Below are 19,049 nucleotides of genomic sequence, written 5' to 3' on the forward strand. Positions count from 1 at the left end.
TAGAGCTTAGAGCTTAGAGCGATGAAGTCCATAAATAGCGTGGTCTACGATGCGGCCATTCAAGTTCTCGTTACGAGTTATAATACCTTCTAACGTGAAATGTAAGCGCTCACAAACCTTGCGGCTGCTTTGGTTACCGGTTGCGGCTGATATCTCTACCTTTTCCATATCTAACTCATTGAAAGCAATATCAATCAGCTTCTGGACAACGCGCGTCACAATCCCCTTTCCTTGGTATGTCTCAGATAACCAATAACCTATCGTCACCTTTTGCTTATCATGATCAATAGTATTGAAACTGCAGTTACCGACGACCTTGTCTTGATACACGATCGCACAGGTCATGCTTTTCCCTTCCGCATAATCGTGTAGCGAGCGTTGGATGAAGATCCTAAAGTCTTGCTCGGTTTTACAATGTGGCGGCCACACGAGCCATTGACTTAGGTACTCATTCTGGCTTTGTGAGATTTCCGCGTAGTGAGAAGCGAAGCTCTCTTCAACCAATGCGATGGAGAGTTCGTTGTCGATAACCGTTTTAAACATGTCTTTCCTTTTCTTATGGCTGCTTATTTAAGCGAATCTTAGTCGGCAGGCTATAATGTCGCATGATTTTTAATATGCAACCATTTGTAGTACGGATTTTTCGTGATACGTTGGTTCTATCACGAAACTCATTAAACCTTACAATAGTTGTGTATATAATCATTAGCTATGCATTAGTATTAGCGGCCTAAATATATAAAAAATATAAAAATGCTAGGCTTAAATAATGAATCAACATTGCCAGGACGTGACCGTGGACCTAAGGAAGGCTCTATTCGGTATTGCTAAGGCGCTTGATAACGTCGGTTTCGAAAGTAAAAATCATGGACAGAGAGTGGGCTATATCGCGTATCGATGTGCTCTGAGTGTGGGGTGGGAAGAAGAGCAAGCGCAGCTCGCGTTTTCGTTAGGCTTGATTCACGACTGTGGTGTCTCGCAAATTGATGAACAGCTCAGTTTAACGTCTGGGTTTGTACCTGACTCAAGCTATCACCATTGTCAAAAGGGCTACCAAATCTTAAAAGAGTGCCCAGTTCTTTCTATATTTGCTAAGCCGGTTCTTTATCACCATACTCCGTGGTCTGAGCTAAGGGCTATTCATATCAGCGAGTTAGAAAGAGAACTAGCTGCCATCGTGATGCTTGCCGATAGAGTCGATTATCTATACGGCATAACCTCTTCTGATCGTTATGGAAACCTAACACCAGATGGCAAAGCGAGCATCATTGAACGTTTGACTGAACAAGCGGATGAGATGTTCGAAACCAACCTTGTGCAACACATGTGCGAGTTGGTTGATTTGGATGACTTCTGGTTTTCTATGGAGATTCCATACATCGAGAACATGAGGGATAACTTTGAACCTGTGCCATTTTTCTCCCAGCAAATGTCGCTGGATGAGACGGTGGCCTTTGCCGAGTTTATCGCCAATGTTGTTGATACCAAAAGTTCGTTTACCTTTAAGCACTCTTTAAAGGTTGGGCAGCTTTCAGAATACCTCGCCAAACAACTGGGTTATTCCTACACCACTCAGCGCAAACTCTATTTAGCAGGTTTGGTTCATGATATCGGTAAACTGCAAACCCCTAATGACATTCTGCATAAGCCGGATTTACTCACTGAAGAAGAGTATTGCTGTATTAAACGCCATGCAACGGACACTCGATTCGCATTGCAGGAGTTGTTCAGTTCACCTCAGGTTTGTCAGTGGGCATCTAATCACCATGAAAGGTTAGATGGTTCGGGTTACCCAATGGGAAAAACGGCGGAAGAGTTGGATCAACCCAGTCGAATTGTTGCTGTGGTGGATGTGTTTCAAGCGCTAACTCAGTCTCGACCTTATCGTGGAGGCATGACGTTAGAAGAGACTCTCGCTATTTTGAGGGACCACGTTGATAACTTTAAGTTGGATCGAGAAGTGTTTGAGTGCCTTAATAAACACGCGCAATATTGCTTTGAATTATCGACAGACAAACGAATGTACGCGTTTTAACGCCACTGAATGCTTTCTAGGTGTGATGCCTTAACTCATACTCGGTCGAAATGACTAAACACCAGAAACAGAAAAGCGATAGCCGAGGCTATCGCTTTTTTTAATGGGGGCTTATCAGGATTTTTAGATCGAGATTAGTATCGCTTTAAGATCTCGATGATCGCTTGCTCAGTTTCCGCTGCGATGATGGCATCAATGTCATTATCATTTTGGAACAACTCTGATAGCGCCATAATCGTGTGGATGTGGCTGTCTGAGTCCATTGCCGCCAGAGTAATTGAAAGATAAACGTCACCGTTGTCTTCCGACTCTAAATCAACACCCTTCTTGAATACTGTCACTTGCAGTGATGCTTCGTTCACACCATCCTCAGGACGAGCATGAGGCATCGCAATTTTTGGTGCTAGAACATAGTACGCGCCGATGTCCTTGTGCTTTTGCTTGATAGCTTCAACATAGCTTGCTTCGATTTTGTTGCTCGCTAGCAGTGTTGAACAAGTCACATCAATCGCCGCATCAACCGTTAGGTTTTCTTCAGAGTTGATGATAACGCCTTGGTTACCAATTAAATCGAATAAGCTCATGAAACAATCCACCCTAGGATAAGACCAACAACACCGAAGTCGAAGTCAGCAAACGTTGTCGCTTCAAGACCAAGGCCACCCAGTACTGGAAGCAGTAGCATTGGTAGGAAAGAGATACACAGACCTTGCGAGAACGAACCTAGAATTGCACCGCGTAGACCGCCTGTCGCATTACCGTAAACGCCTGCTGCACCACCTACGAAGAAGTGTGGAACGACGCCAGCTACAATGATTGTCCAGCCAAGCGCGCCTTGAACTGCCATTGCTAGTAGGCCAGCAGCGAAAGAACAAAGGAAACCGATAAGTACCGCGTTTGGTGCTACAGGGAATACCATAGGGCAGTCTAGAGCAGGTTTTGCGCCCGGTACTAGCTTGTCAGAGATACCTTTGAATGCAGGAACAATTTCAGCAATCAGCATCTTCACACCTTGCAGTACGATGTAAACACCACCGGCAAACACAAGAGATTGCATGAAGGTGAATACTACCCAGTTTTGACCGCCTGATACTGTTTCAACAAAGTCACCGCCAGCAACAATTGAGGCAAACATAAAGAAGATAGCCATTGTTGTTGCTACAGCAACTGGCGTATCACGCAGGAACATTAGGCTTTTAGGTACGTTGATGTCTTCTGTTGATTTTGAAGTGTCACCAAACTTGCTACCAATGTAACCCGATACTAAGTATGAGAACGTTGAGAAGTGACCCATCGCCAACTGATCAGTACCCATCACTTTCTCTGTGTATTTTTGAGCAAGTGCAGGCATGATAACCATCAGTGAACCCACAATGATCGAGCCGATTGCAACGAGAGCAGTGCCTTCGATGTTAGCTGTAGACAGGATTACCGCTACCAGCATAGACATGAACATTGTGTGGTGACCCGTTAAGAAAATATATTTTAAAGGTGTTAAACGAGCCAATAAAATATTCACAACGAATGCGAAGAACATAATTAGAGCCATTTCATAACCGAATGCTTCTTGCGCTAGTGCAACAATTGCTTCGTTATTTGGAATAACACCACTTACGCCGAATGCTTCAGTAAATACAACTGAGAAGTTATTTAGTGCGCCAACAAGAGCGCCAGCACCAAAACCTAAAATTAGGAAACCCATTACGGTTTTAATTGTGCCTTTTAGAATGGTAGAAACATCTGCTTTTTGTGCAACCAGGCCAATAAAAGCAATTAAACCTACCATGATCGCCGGCTCTTTTAATAAGCCGAGCATGAACTCGAAAAAGTTTTGCATAATTTTGACCTTACATGAAAGTTTTTAGTTGTTCTTCAATAGATGCTTTGTCAAAAATATTTTTAAGGCTGATGATATTCTCTTTACCAGCGTCTTTTAGTTGGTTTGCAACGTCTGTTGCTGCAACCCAAATATCCGCATTGCTTGATGCTGCAGATGATAGATCTTCGTGATCAACTTCTGCTTCGAAACCGATTTTTTTAGCGACTTCTTTTACTGCCATTTCCATCATTAGAGAAGTACCAAGGCCGTTACCGCAAACTACAAGAATCTTTTTCATAATATTTGTCTCAATTGGATTTTAGGGTTGAGAAACTTCGTTCTCTTATTGTGTGAGAGCATAGTAATGGAAGTATTCAGATTTCAATAAGATCCCCATCACAAAACTAAAATGAGATTGTGATGGAGATCTCGTTAATTTGTGGTAAAGATCCAGAGTGAGACTTTGATCAAATTTAACTTTTCACTCGAATATGCAACGTCTTTTATTTAGAAAGGGAGGAGGATCTTTATTTGGATATTAGAATATGAATCTTGAAAGGTTTAGCTAAGACAAAATATTGAATTAATCGTATCGGCCGTAATCGGTAAGCATTTTCTTAAGCATGCTATTAACGTCTTTAGTCTTTTTACTTCTTTTAGTTAGCTGGCTTAGAGAGGTTGGTTTTGATGCTTCAAGTTTATCTTCATCAATATCTTCAACTTTGTCTTTCATTTTTTGTACTGCTGGCAATAGCATTCTAATTTCTTCATTATCAGCATTTGTTAACACGACAATATTTTCAGACTCAACTTGAGTAATGGTTAATATTCCGTGTTTAACCGATTCAACCTGTTCGCCAATCATAATTGACTCAGGAGCAACCGAACGATCAGTTAGCTGACCTGTACGTAATTTAGCCGCACTGATAGCTCGAATATTTCCGGTGTTTTCAAACGCGACGATAACAGTATGAGTATTATAATATTCAACTACTGTCACATAACCGTGTCTATTTGTTTTGAATTTAGCTCCAATGTTCATATCGTGCGGAGCTTCCATTTTCTTCACGTGTTTCCTCTCTTAGTCTCAAAGGCTGTTATATCTAATCAGCTCTATTGGTATTTTATAGATAATTATTTGGTGAGGTCATACAAAGTATATACGCATCTAAACTTAAGATGAATCTTGAAGTCTCGGGAAATGAGGCAGAGCACAGAAAAGTAGTAAGAATCACACAGAATTAACCGAGTGATTACGCTCACACACTTAAAGACTTAACATTACAAATTCAACTCCCTACAGATTGTTTACAGTTTTGAAGCTCGAAAACGACGACAAACAATACATTTTGCTTAATCCTTGATCGCGCGATCGTTTGCGTTAAAAAATGTGATGAAAGTCTCACTTAACTGTTTATACTTCTCTTCCGGTTTTAAGCCGGTGCTTAGCCAATACAAGCCGTCACATGGATATGTGAATGACCCCACGGACCGGACCAGCTACGTTCCACTGCTTGTATAAGGTGATTTTTTACATGAACAACTCGTTGTTACATTCGCTAACCCTGTTAGCTCCTTCATCGCGTAGCGTTTTGCTTGCGGTTCTTTGTCCTGTTCCTTTGATGTCATTTGCTTGGCTCATGTTCACTCTTTAAGGATTACTAGGACACATTATGAATATTCTATTTGGTTTTGTCGGTGTTCTTGCACTGATTGCTTGCGCGTACCTGTTATCTGAAAGTCGTTCTTCAATTAACTGGAAAACGGTCTCTCGTGCACTATTACTTCAAATCGGTTTTGCAGCCTTAGTATTGTATTTCCCTTGGGGACAACTGGCGTTAACAAGCCTAAGCAATGGCGTTTCGAGTTTGCTTGGTTTTGCAGACGTTGGTATCGCTTTCCTATTTGGTGATCTGGCTACTGAAGGTTTCATTTTCGCGATTCGCGTACTTCCAATCATTATCTTCTTCAGTGCTTTGATCTCTGCGCTCTATTATTTAGGCGTTATGCAGAAAGTGATTCAAATCTTGGGCGGAGCGGTGCAAAAACTGCTGGGTACAAGTAAAGCTGAATCTCTGGTTGCTACAGGTAATATCTTCCTTTCTCAGGGTGAGTCTCCTCTTCTTATTCGTCCCTTTTTAAAGTCTATGACTCGTTCGGAACTGTTTGCTGTAATGGCAGGTGGTATGGCGTCGGTAGCGGGTAGTGTACTTGGTGGTTATGCTGGCCTTGGTGTTGAGCTTAAATACCTTATCGCTGCAAGCTTTATGGCGGCTCCGGGCAGTCTGTTAATGGCGAAGATCATTGTTCCTGAGCGCAGCACACCAAGTGATTACGACCACATTGAGCTAGATAAAGCTGACCAAAGCAACGTGATTGATGCATTGGCAAGCGGCGCGATGAACGGTATGAAGGTTGCGGTAGCGGTTGGTACTATGTTGGTTGCATTCGTGAGTGTGATTGCGATGGTCAACACTGGCCTAGAAAGCCTAGGTGAAACGTTCGGTTTTGCGGGCATTACGCTGCAAGCTATCTTCGGTTACCTGTTCTCGCCTCTTGCATGGCTGATCGGTATCCCGAGTGATGAAGTATTGATGGCAGGTTCTTACATCGGTCAGAAGATCGTTATGAACGAGTTTGTTGCTTTTATCGACTTCGTTGAGAACAAAGCTCTGTTATCTGAACACAGCCAAGTGATCGTGACTTTTGCTCTATGTGGCTTTGCTAACATTGGTTCTATCGCGATTCAGTTAGGTTCAATCGGTGTTATGGCACCAGAGCGCCGTGCTGAAGTTGCAAACTTAGGTTTGAAGGCTGTAGCTGCTGGTACGCTAGCAAACCTAATGAGTGCATGCTTAGCGGGTATTTTCATCTTGCTTTAAGCTAGATTCAGTTAAAGCGGACACCTTGCTTACGGAGTTAACGTAAGGAGGGTGTCCGCTTTTTTGTGCCTGTTAATCAGGCGAAATCGGGTTTTGGCCGTCGACTGTGATTTGTCTATAGTGAGTAAAAGCTCACTCGGAAGAGTAATAGAGCCAGTTCCTTTTATCCGATATACTTGAATATCATCAGGTTGCGATTAATAACATTCGGCTTCGATTAAGAACATTCGATTTCGATTGAGAATATTCGGTTCCGACTAAGCATATCCGCTTTCGATTAGGAACAATGGCAACCAAGCTAAATTAATCAAGGGTCTCTCCATGAACATTCGCGTTCTCATCGGTCTTATTGTTACCTTCATTGGCTTGTTTTCGATGGTTTACCTAATTGCTGGCGGCGCTCAGTTTCCTATCTACCAGTGGCCAAAAGAGGCTTATCTCGGTTTGGTGTTCAGCGTCGTGTGGGGGGCTGGTGTTGCAGCGTCTGTAGCGTATTTCTTCTCGGCATTGGTGTTTGTCACTGTCGCCGTGGTTTGCTATGCGATCGGTTATAAAATCGGTGGGCTCTTTTCTTCAAGTTCTAAAGTTTAATCTTATCAAGGTGTGCTGATGTTCATTGAAGTAGGACTGATTTGAATGCACTGGCTCGATCGTTGGAAGGTGTATCGCTATCATCGGAAACAAACTAACCGCTCGAATGGCGACAAGGCTAAAGCTTTAGGTTGGACTAGCGAAGAGAGTCAATTGTGTCGCTTTGAAGTAATCGCTCGTGCGGCGGACTTCGAAAAGAAGAGTGTTTTAGATTTGGGTTGCGGCTATGGCGAGCTGTTTGAACTGCTCGACAGCATCTATCGTATTCAATCTTATACCGGCGTTGACCAACACGCAGGCTTTCTTAAGAAGGCGAAGCAAAACTACACAGAAGATCGTTGTCAGTTTTTGGCGGGTGATATGAGCAAAATGAACCTTGAGGCGCACGACATTGTCATCGCTAGTGGTTCACTGAACTACATCTCTCGTGATTCTGATTATCTGACAAACATGATTACTCGCATGTATGAACTGGCGAATCAGACGGTGATTTTTAATCTTCTCAACTCAAGCCAGTATCCTTCGCGTAATACCTTGATGAGTTATCACCCTCAAGGTGTCTATCGTTTCTGTAAAACGCTCTGCGATGATGTCTCTTTAACGGAGGGCTACGCAGAAGGGGATTTTACGATAGTGATGAACAAAGCCGTGTCAGGAGCTTGATGTCGTCTTTGTTTTTATCTTTACGCAGGTTTTGATATTAACAACTTTTGATACGAGTACTGACGTAGTAAACAGCAAAAAGCCGCAGCCTTGAAAGGTATGAGGCTTTTTGGGTTCTATGATGAACCTAGGCTAGGTATGTTGCTAGTTCTTCGGTGGTTGGTTTTTAATGAGTCCGTAAGGGATGTTAGTAAACACCTTAGGGTTGCCTTCATAAGTCGGCGCTTCATTCACTTGCTGCCAATCGAGTAGCATGATTGCTAATACGTTGCGGTGTTCACCGTACTCAAGGTCAAAATCGCCAGTAATTGAAGGGACCATGCCTTGTTTCTCATCGATTGAAGCTTGAATCGCGAGTCGAGTTTTCTCTAGAACTGGGTCATCTTCTAAACCTGCCAATAAGAAGGTTAATCCAACCTCAGCAATCACATCTTCTTTCGCACGCAGCAGAATCGTATCGATGTTTTCTCTAAAGTAATCGTAGATCCATTGATGGTCTTGTTCGCTTACTTGATGTTGGTAATATTCTGAGTCGCCGAAGATGACGTGTGTCATACCATAGATCTTATTGCCGAATTGCTGGCTTGAGAGTTTTTTGTCTTTATCGTCTGGATACGCTTTTTTGAAGGTATCGACAAACTCATCAACGACATCCTGCTCACCCAGTTGGCGCAACCAGTAAACCTGATTCGCTAATTGAGCGGCCCACGCTTTCACCATGTCTTCATTGGTCACGTATCGTGAGAAGTCATAGCGACGAATGATTTCGCGTAGCTTGGCATCGTTCTTGTGTTCTAAACCGTATTCGTTAGCACGAGCCATAGAGCCTAGAAGGTCAACACCAAGGTAAAGGTATTCAGGCATGTGCTTGGTGATGTTGTAGCGTCGAATACTGCGCTCATCGTTATCACCAATATAAGATGCAACTCGCTTCTCTGAGTAGAGTACGATTTGTTCCATGGTTTGAACGTCATTCGACAGGGTGCTGAGCTTGCTTGCCACTCGAGCCATGTCGCTCCACACCGCCGCTGAATACTTATCGTCTAATGTTTGACGATACATGCGCAGCCCGTAGTGACCTTCTTTGAATGCAGGCAGGGTGTAAAGCTGGCTTTCGTAGGTGGTGCGAATTAGGTCTGCAGATTGCTTGAAAGATTGTTCTTGAGAATTGAGCGAATCTGCTTGGGATTGAACGTTCACTGCGGTTGGCGCTTGAACGTTTTCTTGTGCGTGAACGGCAACCGAGGCTGATAGCAATGTACACAGTGTGATAGTTTTTAACTTCATGTCGTGAGGTACCAAGCTGATTATTAGTCTATGTAAAATAACATTGATGAATCCTTCAATGTAAGCGTTGAGTCAATACAATGTAAGCTTTATAAGGTTCACTAACCCTTTTTGATTAAACCATTCGTTTAGTAAAGAAGTTTGAAGTGATGGATCACTCAATATTTGATAGATAGTCGACGTCAGTATGGATTTTTAATGACTTAGCGGCATACTGGGGCAATAAGCCAGAAATGAGCCGTTATAAGGCAGTATATAGAACAATAGTGTTAGAGGTTCGTAAATGCCAAGTGGTTCTAGCAAGCAGTGGTCTGCCAGAGTAGTATCTTTTCTTTTTTTCCTTGCGATAGTAAGCGCAATTGAGTTCTTTCATGCCAAGCAATTAACTTTTCTTAAAAACGAATCGTATTCAGAGGCAAAAAAGCAACTATCCATTATTCGTTCTCGGATTGAAGCCGCGATCGTGTCAGATATGTATATCCTCAATAATTTCTCGACCTTAGTGACCATCAACCCCGATGGTGAGGTGAAAAATTGGGATAAGATTGCTGAGAATATCATTCAAGATGGCTTCCATATTCGACTTATCGGACTCGCCAAAGACGACATTCTAAACTTTGTTTACCCGATGGAAGGTAATGAGCAGATTCTCGGTATTAATTATCGTGATCACCCAAATCAATGGGAGTCTGTTGAGATAGCCCGTAATCTTGGCAACACCTTTATTGCCGGTCCTTTTGAGCTGTTTCAAGGTGGACAAGCCCTCATTGCACGCACTCCGATCTTCCGAGATCCGCCTTTTAATCAAGATTATTGGGGTGTCTCCAGTGCTGTTATCGGTTTAGATGAGCTGTTTGAAGATGTTGGAATCGGCAAGATCGAGAACAAGTATGAATTAGCAATTCGTGGTGCAAACAGTTCAGGGAAAGATGGCGCTGTCTTTTATGGTACTCAGGATGTGTTCGATAATGCGTTCGCCACTGAACAGGTGAGTTTCCCATACGGGGGTTGGTACCTTGCTCTCTCCGGTAACGAACATGTATTGATGGATGAGCCTTGGTATCGAATCCAAGCGGTAAGGCTGGTAGGCTACTCCATTATATTAGTGTTGGCGTTTGCCTTCTTTACTATTTATCGTCTGTACCGGATTGCAGATAGCCGCTCTATGCATGATGAGCTAACGATGTTACCGAATCGTCGATACTTCATGTATAGCCTCAAACAGGCCTTCAAAACCACTCAAAAACAGAGAGCGAGAACCTTTGCCGTTGTAAATATCGACCTCGATGGGTTTAAAGCAATCAACGACACTTATGGTCACGCGGCAGGCGATCAGGTATTGATTGAGTGTGCTAACCGCATCAGAAGTGAGCTGCGTGTTTCAGATATCGTCGCAAGGATAGGCGGTGATGAGTTCTTGGTCTTGTTGCCACGCATTATCGATGATCAACACGTATCGTCGATCGTGACTAAACTACGAAAGGCGATATGCTCGGCACCAGTTGTGTACGACGCGCACTCTATTTATCTCAGAATCAGTGTGGGTTGGGTTATTCACAATAACAACTACAATGATGTCGATGCGCTCTTAAAAGCCGCTGATGAAAAAATGTACGAACAGAAGCGACAAGTTATCTAGGTTGAATTTTAGCTGCGATTAGAATTTAGTTGCTGAATGGGGGGAAAAGCCTCAGAATACCGCGCTTTGCTCCGTATCAATGTATTTGATGAGCAAAAGCTGAAGCAACGCACTTTTTAACGTGTTGCTCATACTAAATGTTATTCAACTGAGAAAATAATCTATGAGTTTTACCTCCCTTGGCCTTTCTGAACCGATCCTTAAAGCTATTGAAGCACAAGGTTACGATAAGCCATCACCAATACAAGAGAAAGCCGTGCCAGCTGTCCTAACGGGCAAAGATGTTATGGCCGCTGCTCAAACAGGTACAGGTAAAACTGCAGGCTTCACGCTACCTATTCTTGAAATGTTATCGAAAGGTACTCGCGTACGTCAGAACCAAGTTCGTGCGCTCGTGCTAACGCCAACTCGTGAGCTTGCTGCGCAAGTGAATGGCAGCGTAGTGAAGTACGGTATTAACTTACCGCTGACTTCGACGGTAGTGTTTGGTGGTGTGAAGATTAACCCTCAGATGCAAAAACTGCGTAAAGGTAGTGACGTGTTGGTGGCAACACCTGGTCGTCTACTTGACCTATACAACCAAAATGCAGTGCGTTTTGACCAACTAGAAATCCTAGTGCTAGATGAAGCGGACCGCATGCTAGACATGGGTTTCATCCGCGATATTCGTAAGATCTTAGCTTTCTTGCCTAAGAAGCGTCAGAACCTACTGTTCTCAGCGACGTTCTCTGATGATATCCGCAGCTTAGCGAAAGGCTTAGTGAACAATCCTGTTGAGATTTCAGTAAGCCCTGCAAACTCGACGGCAAAAACGGTTGAGCAAAGCATCTACCCAGTAGACAAAAAGAAAAAGAGCGCAATGCTAGCGAAGCTAATCAAAGATAACGATTGGCAACAAGTGTTGGTGTTCAGCAAGACGAAACACGGTGCGAACAAGCTTGCTCGCTTCCTTGAAGAGCAAGACATCACTGCTGCACCTATCCATGGTAACAAGAGCCAAGGTGCACGTACTAAAGCCTTAGAGAACTTCAAAACAGGTAAGGTACGAGTACTTGTTGCAACTGATATCGCCGCTCGTGGTATCGATATCCCGCAACTGCCTCAAGTAGTTAACTTCGATCTTCCTCATGTATCAGAAGACTATGTACACCGTATCGGTCGTACTGGCCGTGCAGGTGAAGTAGGTAAAGCGATTTCATTGGTTTGTGCTGATGAAGTGGGTGAGCTGTTCGGTATTGAACGCCTGATTCAACAAGTGCTAGAGCGTCGTGAACTGGAAGGTTTCTCTCCTGTAAATAAGTTACCTGAGTCTCGGTTGGATTCACGTCCAATCAAGCCTAAGAAACCGAAGAAAGCAAAACAGCCACGTGAACATGCTGATGGTCAACGCTCTGGTGATAACGCTCGCGGGCACAAGCCAGCAGGTAAGAACAAGCGTCATGTAGCTGGTAATGGTTCGGCTCCAAAGCGTAAGCCGACATCTGGTAAGAAACCTGCTGAAAACAACTCAGCTGCGACAACTGAAGATAAATCAGTAAGAAACAACGGCAGCAACTTTAAACGCGGTAGTGCGGGCAATAAACCTGCTGCAAATAACGCAGGTGCTCAGAACACTCTGAGCAAACCAAGCGGTTCGGGTAAATCTAGCGGTACTGGTAAGCCAAACAACGCGGGTAAACCTGCAGGCAAACCTAAGAAGTCTGGTTACGGCGGTAGCTACGGCCCAAGCAAGTCGTCAAATAAGCCGACAAGCAACAAACCTTCTACAAACAAACCGTCTCGAAGCCGTTCTAAGCCAGCTCCTCAGAAGTAATCTTTTCTGAGATATTGAAAGAGCAACGAACATGAGTCGCTTTATAAAAAGGCGTCTCGTGGGTTAAGTTCTTTCTGTCATAGAAATCGAATAAGCGCGAATATTGAATCTCAATGTTCGCGTTTTTTTATGGGCGTTGTTTAGGGTGTTGTTTATGTTGAGTAACCGTATAGCTTGAGTAAGCTAGGGGAGGTTTATTGCTGTTTAAAGTGATTGAATCTAAGGGAAATATGACATTTTTGGGAAGGGTAATGAATCTTTAATTATTCATTAATAATAACATAATCACTAGCGTTTTTGTTGGATTTTGCAATTTGCAATTCCAGTTTGCAAAACAAACAAGGATATCCGGCCAATACGTGTCCAGATGCGTAGTAAATACGTGTTTTAAAAGTTGGCACGCATGCTGCATTAGTAATGGTGACCCTTCTTAAGCCGAGGGTCACCTAGCCAACTGACGTTGTTAGTGAACCTTTTTTGTTCACACAAAATATATGACCAATCACCCTTATTGTGATTGGTTTTTTTTTGCCTGAAATTTAGGTTCTATTTTTTGTTATTACTTTTTTACTCACCACACTTAGAGTAACAGCTTGGTTGGCGTGGGCATTCTCCACCTCTGGAGCAGATAAGCCTCGCCTCTGTCTCAATCCCACGTTCAATCCAATTTATATTTAGAATCTTGGCTATTGTCGTGAGATCTTTTTTGATGTTACGCGGAATTGCCACAGAGCCACCATTGTTAACGCATGACGCTTTAAGCTGCTCTGCTATGTCTCTTGAATTACCGCCTTGAGCATCAATCGCAGGGTTGAGATCTATACCAGCACACAACACACGATTGTTACCCGCAGGATCCGTCATATTGATGGATTCACAGCAGTAGATTCTTGGCTCATCACCCACGTTCAAAATGGAGATTTGAGCCGAGCTTCCCGCTCGAGGTTCTGATAATCGACGGAACACAGCCCAATGTTGACATGGGTCAGCGACCGTTCTCATATTTCCCCAAGGTAGCGGAATCCCGTTCCCGCGATATACCGCCTTGAGTTTCCCCGGCCCATAAGCATCAAAGTAGTGCCAGTGAGGGTAGGGCGATACTACAGTCATTCGACGCATCGCAACAGAGGGGGAAACCCCTGCTCTTTTGTGAACGTCGATTTCGTAACCAGTGCGGTCAAGTAGCTGCCTAAACGGGACTTTCGGGCACAGAAGTGCGCCAGCAAAGAAGCTGGATTCAAAGTCTCGCCATGCTTGAAGAATATCTTGGGAGTTGAGCTGTGAAGAGCCTGATACCTGGTTGTCGTCCCACGTGTTGTTGTTACCGACCGACAACACACTCTTTAGGCCTTCTTTGCTGTGCAGAATGCAATGACCGATATAAACCGAAAGGTCGTATTTCAGACGAGTTGGATACTCTTTAAGAATCTCGTTTAAGAAGATAGTACCGGGAGGCTCAAAGAAGGAGGTCACTAACTGCTTAGCGTTAATTCCGAGCTCATCGACGACGTCTTGCGGCGTGCGCGTCACCCAGCGGATGTTGATTCCTAGGCTTCTAGCGATGTCTATCAGGTCTTCTACGCTGAGGTTAAGACGTTTTAAGCCTACTTCTTCCGCAGCGCGCTCAAGGTCAGGGAAGTGGTTCTGGTTGCTCTCTTGGTGTGCTCGAATCAAGAGGTGCGCAAACTGGCGGCCTGAAATGCCCGTTTGTGACAGCATCTCAGGAATCGCAATTTGCAGGATGTCGTTTGAGAATAGGAAGCTCGGCTCGAGCGCCATGCCACTTATCCCACCACGATTCCCCTTATCAGGAGCAATGGCTTGTTGTTCAGATTCGTCGTCGAGGAACCACGTCGGATTCTTCTGAAAGACCTGTGCAATCACTTCCAGCATATCGATGCTCGGAACCCGCTTTCCACGTTCAATCATTGAAAGGTAAGAAACGGAAGGAGCACATTCTGGGTCGATTCTAATACAACGCGCAGACAGGTCTTCCATCGTTAAATGGTTACGTTTTCTTAGGTTACGTATTTTCGTACCTAGGAAATGTGACTGACGAACTAAACTTTTTGACAAGGCCATATTTGTAAAATTCACATTGTAAAATTTTTGTTGTGAAATTGTATGTAAAAAAGCGCTAATCTACAAACTAAGCAATTCACAAAATGACAAATAAATTAAACGTTAGTTTGGAATAATTGCTCTAGGACACATTTTTGCTGTAGAAATCGGTGGTTATCACCGGACTGGTCAAGAGGGAAAGACTATGAATATGCTTACATTCGATAAAACAGAAATCCAAAAACAATCAAAGCCATTTATCGCTGAAGCTGTCTTTGCCGTGGAGACAATCAATGCTAATCAGCAAACTGAAAAGCAAGTGAAAGCAAAGCAGCTGCTTGATCGACTATTCCCACTAGAGAATGGCTCACATCAAGACGTAACCAGCTACGTAGTCGATTACCGCCATATTATGGCTTACTTTAAAGACGGTCAGCACAGCGGTCTGAAGCACCCTAAGCAGTTTGTAGCGTACATGGGTGAGAAGAACGACCCAGACTCTATCTTGTTTCGAGATGGCAGTGGCAGCCACCTAGAGGTGATGTTTGGTTGCCACAAAGGGACAGGTTGTATTGAGCTAGTAGAAATTGATGATATTCAGTTGGAATCATGCACCACGTTTGGCCAATCACCAATGGAAGCAACAACCACAATGCGTGAAGAGACCATTGCAGCGATGCGCCACTGGATCAGTTTGATTCAAGGTGACGCAAAGGGTAAACCAAAGGCATGCAGTGAAGATAAAGAGTTCAGAGCAAAGAGTGGTGAAGACTACTGCTTGAATTATTGCTTCCAGATCTAACGGTGAATCCTAGTTAGCTAAAGTAATTTATACAACTAAAGAAAAAGCCCCGAAGATAATGTCTTTGGGGCTTTCTAGTCTCAATACGAGCCGACTAATATGTCGATAAGAGCATTGTTGGTGTGTTTTACAAAGGCATGACTCGGTTACGGCCAAGTGATTTCGCTTCATAAAGTAGCTTATCAGCACGTTCAATCAGCGATTGAGCTGATTCGCCGGGTTCAAGTTCAGCGACACCAAACGATGCAGTGATACTGCCGACTTGTTGACCACTGCGGCGATCTTTAATCGACAGCTTTTCTAGAGAGCGACGATTGGTATCAGCGAGTTGACGAGCAATACGCAAAGACTTGTTAGGCACAATCAGCGCGAACTCTTCACCACCAAATCGATAGGCAGAAATACCTTCACGGCAACTTAACTTCAGCTTGCGAGCGATCGCTTTAAGCACCATATCGCCAAACAAGTGGCCATAGGTGTCGTTGAAATTTTTAAAGTGGTCGATATCGAGAAGAATCAGACACAAAGATTGTTGTGCTTCACACAGGGTTTCTATGTCACGGTCGAAAGAGCGACGGTTATAGAGTGTGGTTGTACTATCGAAAAGCGCATCTTTCTGAACTTCTACTAACTGGGTTTTTAGCTTGGTGATCTCTGAGGTTGCAGAGTTTAGCTGAGAGTTTAAAAACTGAGTAGAGTGACGAATATGACGGGATTCAGACACCAGCTGTCGAACTAAGGACATGACTTCATCAATAGATAGGCTTTCATTATCAACACGAGCCAAGTCCTCGAAGCTTTTATCGATCATGTCAGAAAAAGCGGAGGTGTCGGTCAGGGTGTCATTCATTGAATTGGAAACTTCAGAAACTAACAGTTCCAAATTAGCGCGAAGGTCATTGATATTGGTTTCGGATTTGCTGGCAACATAATTGTTGTATAGCTGCTCACCAACGGCAGGAGGACAAATACCGTAGTGTTCTAAAACACCATCCATGTCTTGAGTCAGCTGGGGAATAGCGTTATCGACATAGGTGTACCAAAGTGCGTAATTTGCAGGTGTCGTTGACACCCTGTTCTTCATCATAAGAGGCACCGCTTTTTTTAGATTTGCGGTGGATTTCTGAAATTCGTCTTTGTTCATTATTTTTACTGCAGATACCAAAACAACTAAGCCACTTGCGAACAAGGTTAGCGGATTTCGAAGGTCTTTGCTTTAAAAATTATATGATTAGTGGATGAGGGTTGGATAAATGACTCATTTTTATTATGAATATCGATTGCGTATTCATAAGCGTAATCTAATGGATTGTTCTTTAACCATATTTGGGCTTATCAAACTTTCGGCGTAGCGTGAGTTAGTATCAAAAGATTGCTGAGAATTAAGTGTTGTCTAGGGAAGTGCATACAAAAAGTGACGTAAATTGATCGTTGAGCTTTAACTGAGAAAGTCTAGGTTGAGGACGCTTGGCTGGTGATTTGCATTTGTTCAGAGTTTACGGGGGAAAGCCTGTATCGAGAGGGGAAATGTTTATAAGCAGGCATAAAAAAGCGCCGATAAAAATCAGCGCTTTAAAATTCTTTTTAGCTATAAGAGCTAATTATTGAGCAACAACGTTTGCTGCTTGTAGGCCTTTTTGACCGTTTTCAACTTCGAAAGAAACCTTTTGGCCTTCTTTCAGAGTTTTGAAGCCTTCAGAAACGATTGCACGGAAGTGTACGAATACGTCAGCGCCGCCGTTGTCTTGAGAAATGAAACCGAAACCTTTCTCTTCGTTAAACCATTTTACAGTGCCAGTATTTGTGTTAGACATAATTTGTCCCTTATTCATAAATTTTCTAAGTTGTTGATTGCATTTAATGCAATGCGCTGATAATTGAATTATTTAATATTGCTAAGAAATAAGGAAAAACTACTTACAAAAACGGGTAACGATTTTACATGTCAATTTTTTACTATTCATCTAACTTAAATAACTCCGGCTAACAGAGCGAGAGCATGTTAACACAGTCTTTTGAGATGTACACGCATTGCTTAAGAAATTTGTGCTTTTTTTGTCATACCGTGCGAATGTACAAGATTTACACTGATTTAGTGATAGTTTTGTCGCTTCGTCCAACACAACAAAAGGAAGCATCTCAGCTTCCTTTTGATCATTAGTATAGACGATATTAACGCTTAAAGTTGATATCTTCAGTTTGATCTAAATTTATTTTTGTTTTCGCTGGTTGAGTCTCTGCAATCACCTTACCGTGGCGTATTGAGTACTGCACTGGTACTTGGCGGCGTACTGCATCAAAGCCATTGTCAGCAGGAAGAATCAGCAAGCTACCTGGCTTACCTTCTTCGATACCGAAGTTGTCTTGAATGTTCAATGTGCGAGCAGAGTTCTTGCTGATCAAATCAAGTGAGTTGTTGATTTGGTCGTAGCCCATAACCTGTGTTACATGCAGTCCCATGTGCAGAACTTGAAGCATGTTCGCTGTGCCCAGTGGGTACCATGGGTCAAACACATCATCGTGGCCAAAACAAACGTTGATGTCTGCTGCTAGCATCTCTTTAACGCGCGTTACACCGCGGCGTTTCGGGTAATCGTCGAAACGGCCCTGTAAGTGAATGTTCACTAGCGGGTTTGCCACGAAGTTGATACCTGACATCTTCAATAGACGGAACAGGCGAGATGTGTAAGCACCGTTGTACGAACCCATTGCAGTGGTGTGGCTAGCAGTTACTTTCTCGCCCATTTCAAACTTATGAGCAAGGGCTGCTAATGTTTCCACAAAGCGAGACTGTTCGTCGTCGATTTCATCACAGTGAACGTCGATCAGACAGTCGTACTTGCGTGCAAGCTCGAACACATAATGCAAAGATTCAACCCCGTATTCACGAGTGAATTCGAAGTGAGGGATAGCACCGATAACGTCAGCGCCGATCTTCACTGCTTCTTCAAGCAACTCTTTGCCGTTAGGGTATGAAAGAATACCTTCTTGAGGGAATGCAACGATCTGGATGTCGACCCACTCTTTCATCTCTTCACGAACTTCAACCATCGCTCTTAACGCAACGAGTGTTGGGTCAGACACATCAACGTGTGTACGAACGTGTTGAACACCGTTAGCTATCTGCCATTTCAGTGTTTGCTTGGCACGAGACTTTACGTCTTCGATTGATAGCAGTTCTTTGCGCTCAGCCCAACGCTCAATACCTTCAAACAAAGTGCCAGAGATGTTCCAGTTAGGCTCACCAGCAGTTTGAGTAGTATCTAGGTGGATGTGCGGTTCACAGAAAGGAGTAACTGCAATGCCACCTTCAGCATCAAGGATGTCGCCTTGATGATTGATTTGCGCGCCATTATCGAGAATGCGAGAAAATTGACCATTTTCAATCAGAATCTGTTTCAAGCCTTCTTGGTCTTGAAGTTTCGCGTTCTTGATTAATAAGGTTGTCATAGTGTGT

Annotated in this window: 17 protein-coding genes; 7 read left to right on the forward strand and 10 right to left on the reverse strand. The window is 43.5% G+C overall.

The window, feature by feature from the left end; all coding sequences use genetic code 11:
* Positions 1–6 precede the first annotated feature (6 nt).
* Positions 7–543 carry a GNAT family N-acetyltransferase gene (locus AB4351_RS10790; RefSeq protein ID WP_050633186.1) on the reverse strand — a complete coding sequence of 179 codons (537 nt, stop codon included), beginning with the start codon at positions 541–543 and terminating at the stop codon, positions 7–9.
* Positions 544–769: 226 nt separating this feature from the next.
* Between AB4351_RS10790 and AB4351_RS10795 the strand changes: the two genes are divergently transcribed.
* The gene (locus AB4351_RS10795; RefSeq protein WP_029235617.1) at positions 770–2,035 is read left to right on the forward strand and encodes an HD-GYP domain-containing protein; all 1,266 of its coding nucleotides are present in this window, start codon (positions 770–772) and stop codon (positions 2,033–2,035) included.
* 134 nt (positions 2,036–2,169) lie between these two features.
* Here the strand turns inward: AB4351_RS10795 and AB4351_RS10800 are convergent, their stop codons facing one another.
* The 4 genes from AB4351_RS10800 to AB4351_RS10815 all read right to left on the reverse strand — a co-directional run bounded on the left by AB4351_RS10800 (position 2,170) and on the right by AB4351_RS10815 (position 4,914).
* A complete protein-coding gene (locus AB4351_RS10800; RefSeq protein ID WP_017069228.1) occupies positions 2,170–2,619 on the reverse strand; it encodes a PTS sugar transporter subunit IIA in 450 nt (149 codons plus the stop codon).
* Positions 2,616–3,872, reverse strand: coding sequence for a PTS ascorbate transporter subunit IIC (locus AB4351_RS10805; protein ID WP_017069229.1), 1,257 nt, complete (start codon positions 3,870–3,872; stop codon positions 2,616–2,618). The genes AB4351_RS10800 and AB4351_RS10805 overlap by 4 nt, the downstream gene beginning before the upstream one ends.
* A gap of 10 nt (positions 3,873–3,882) precedes the next feature.
* Positions 3,883–4,152, reverse strand: a complete 270-nt coding sequence (locus AB4351_RS10810) for a PTS sugar transporter subunit IIB (protein ID WP_017064872.1) — start codon at positions 4,150–4,152, stop codon at positions 3,883–3,885.
* A gap of 285 nt (positions 4,153–4,437) precedes the next feature.
* A complete protein-coding gene (locus AB4351_RS10815) occupies positions 4,438–4,914 on the reverse strand; it encodes a hypothetical protein (RefSeq protein ID WP_008217326.1) in 477 nt (158 codons plus the stop codon).
* A 613-nt stretch (positions 4,915–5,527) separates the two neighbouring features.
* Here AB4351_RS10815 and AB4351_RS10820 point away from each other — a divergent pair.
* The 3 genes from AB4351_RS10820 to AB4351_RS10830 all read left to right on the forward strand — a co-directional run bounded on the left by AB4351_RS10820 (position 5,528) and on the right by AB4351_RS10830 (position 7,990).
* Complete coding sequence (locus tag AB4351_RS10820; RefSeq protein WP_102320600.1) at positions 5,528–6,736, forward strand: NupC/NupG family nucleoside CNT transporter; 1,209 nt, start codon at positions 5,528–5,530, stop codon at positions 6,734–6,736.
* Between the two features lie 321 nt (positions 6,737–7,057).
* Positions 7,058–7,327, forward strand: a complete 270-nt coding sequence (locus AB4351_RS10825; RefSeq protein ID WP_372125956.1) for a hypothetical protein — start codon at positions 7,058–7,060, stop codon at positions 7,325–7,327.
* 45 nt (positions 7,328–7,372) lie between these two features.
* Positions 7,373–7,990, forward strand: coding sequence for a class I SAM-dependent methyltransferase (locus AB4351_RS10830; RefSeq protein ID WP_017064868.1), 618 nt, complete (start codon positions 7,373–7,375; stop codon positions 7,988–7,990).
* A 144-nt stretch (positions 7,991–8,134) separates the two neighbouring features.
* On the opposite strand, the gene AB4351_RS10835 is transcribed toward AB4351_RS10830, so the two are convergent.
* Positions 8,135–9,277 carry a DUF3541 domain-containing protein gene (locus tag AB4351_RS10835; protein WP_372125958.1) on the reverse strand — a complete coding sequence of 381 codons (1,143 nt, stop codon included), beginning with the start codon at positions 9,275–9,277 and terminating at the stop codon, positions 8,135–8,137.
* 283 nt (positions 9,278–9,560) lie between these two features.
* On the opposite strand from AB4351_RS10835, the gene AB4351_RS10840 reads away from it, so the two are divergent.
* The gene (locus AB4351_RS10840) at positions 9,561–10,916 is read left to right on the forward strand and encodes a diguanylate cyclase (RefSeq protein ID WP_102394160.1); all 1,356 of its coding nucleotides are present in this window, start codon (positions 9,561–9,563) and stop codon (positions 10,914–10,916) included.
* Positions 10,917–11,079: 163 nt separating this feature from the next.
* Positions 11,080–12,729 (forward strand): DEAD/DEAH box helicase, encoded by a 1,650-nt coding sequence (locus tag AB4351_RS10845; protein WP_372125960.1) that lies wholly within the window; start codon positions 11,080–11,082, stop codon positions 12,727–12,729.
* Positions 12,730–13,296: 567 nt separating this feature from the next.
* On the opposite strand, the gene AB4351_RS10850 is transcribed toward AB4351_RS10845, so the two are convergent.
* Positions 13,297–14,826 (reverse strand): DUF3612 domain-containing protein, encoded by a 1,530-nt coding sequence (locus AB4351_RS10850; protein ID WP_081090203.1) that lies wholly within the window; start codon positions 14,824–14,826, stop codon positions 13,297–13,299.
* Positions 14,827–14,995: 169 nt separating this feature from the next.
* On the opposite strand from AB4351_RS10850, the gene AB4351_RS10855 reads away from it, so the two are divergent.
* Positions 14,996–15,592 carry a malate synthase gene (locus AB4351_RS10855; RefSeq protein WP_017060610.1) on the forward strand — a complete coding sequence of 199 codons (597 nt, stop codon included), beginning with the start codon at positions 14,996–14,998 and terminating at the stop codon, positions 15,590–15,592.
* A gap of 127 nt (positions 15,593–15,719) precedes the next feature.
* Here AB4351_RS10855 and AB4351_RS10860 read toward each other — a convergent pair whose 3' ends face one another.
* The 3 genes from AB4351_RS10860 to AB4351_RS10870 all read right to left on the reverse strand — a co-directional run bounded on the left by AB4351_RS10860 (position 15,720) and on the right by AB4351_RS10870 (position 19,042).
* Complete coding sequence (locus AB4351_RS10860) at positions 15,720–16,736, reverse strand: GGDEF domain-containing protein (RefSeq protein WP_017060611.1); 1,017 nt, start codon at positions 16,734–16,736, stop codon at positions 15,720–15,722.
* 457 nt (positions 16,737–17,193) lie between these two features.
* Positions 17,194–17,406: a cold-shock protein gene (locus AB4351_RS10865; protein WP_004740083.1), complete on the reverse strand. Its 213-nt coding sequence runs from the start codon at positions 17,404–17,406 to the stop codon at positions 17,194–17,196.
* 358 nt (positions 17,407–17,764) lie between these two features.
* On the reverse strand, positions 17,765–19,042 hold the full coding sequence (locus AB4351_RS10870) for a cytosine deaminase (protein ID WP_017068656.1): 1,278 nt from the start codon (positions 19,040–19,042) through the stop codon (positions 17,765–17,767).
* Between the last annotated feature and the right edge of the window lie 7 nt (positions 19,043–19,049).

This window comes from Vibrio sp. 10N.261.51.F11 (assembly GCF_041471665.1).
Classification (GTDB): domain Bacteria; phylum Pseudomonadota; class Gammaproteobacteria; order Enterobacterales; family Vibrionaceae; genus Vibrio; species Vibrio crassostreae_C.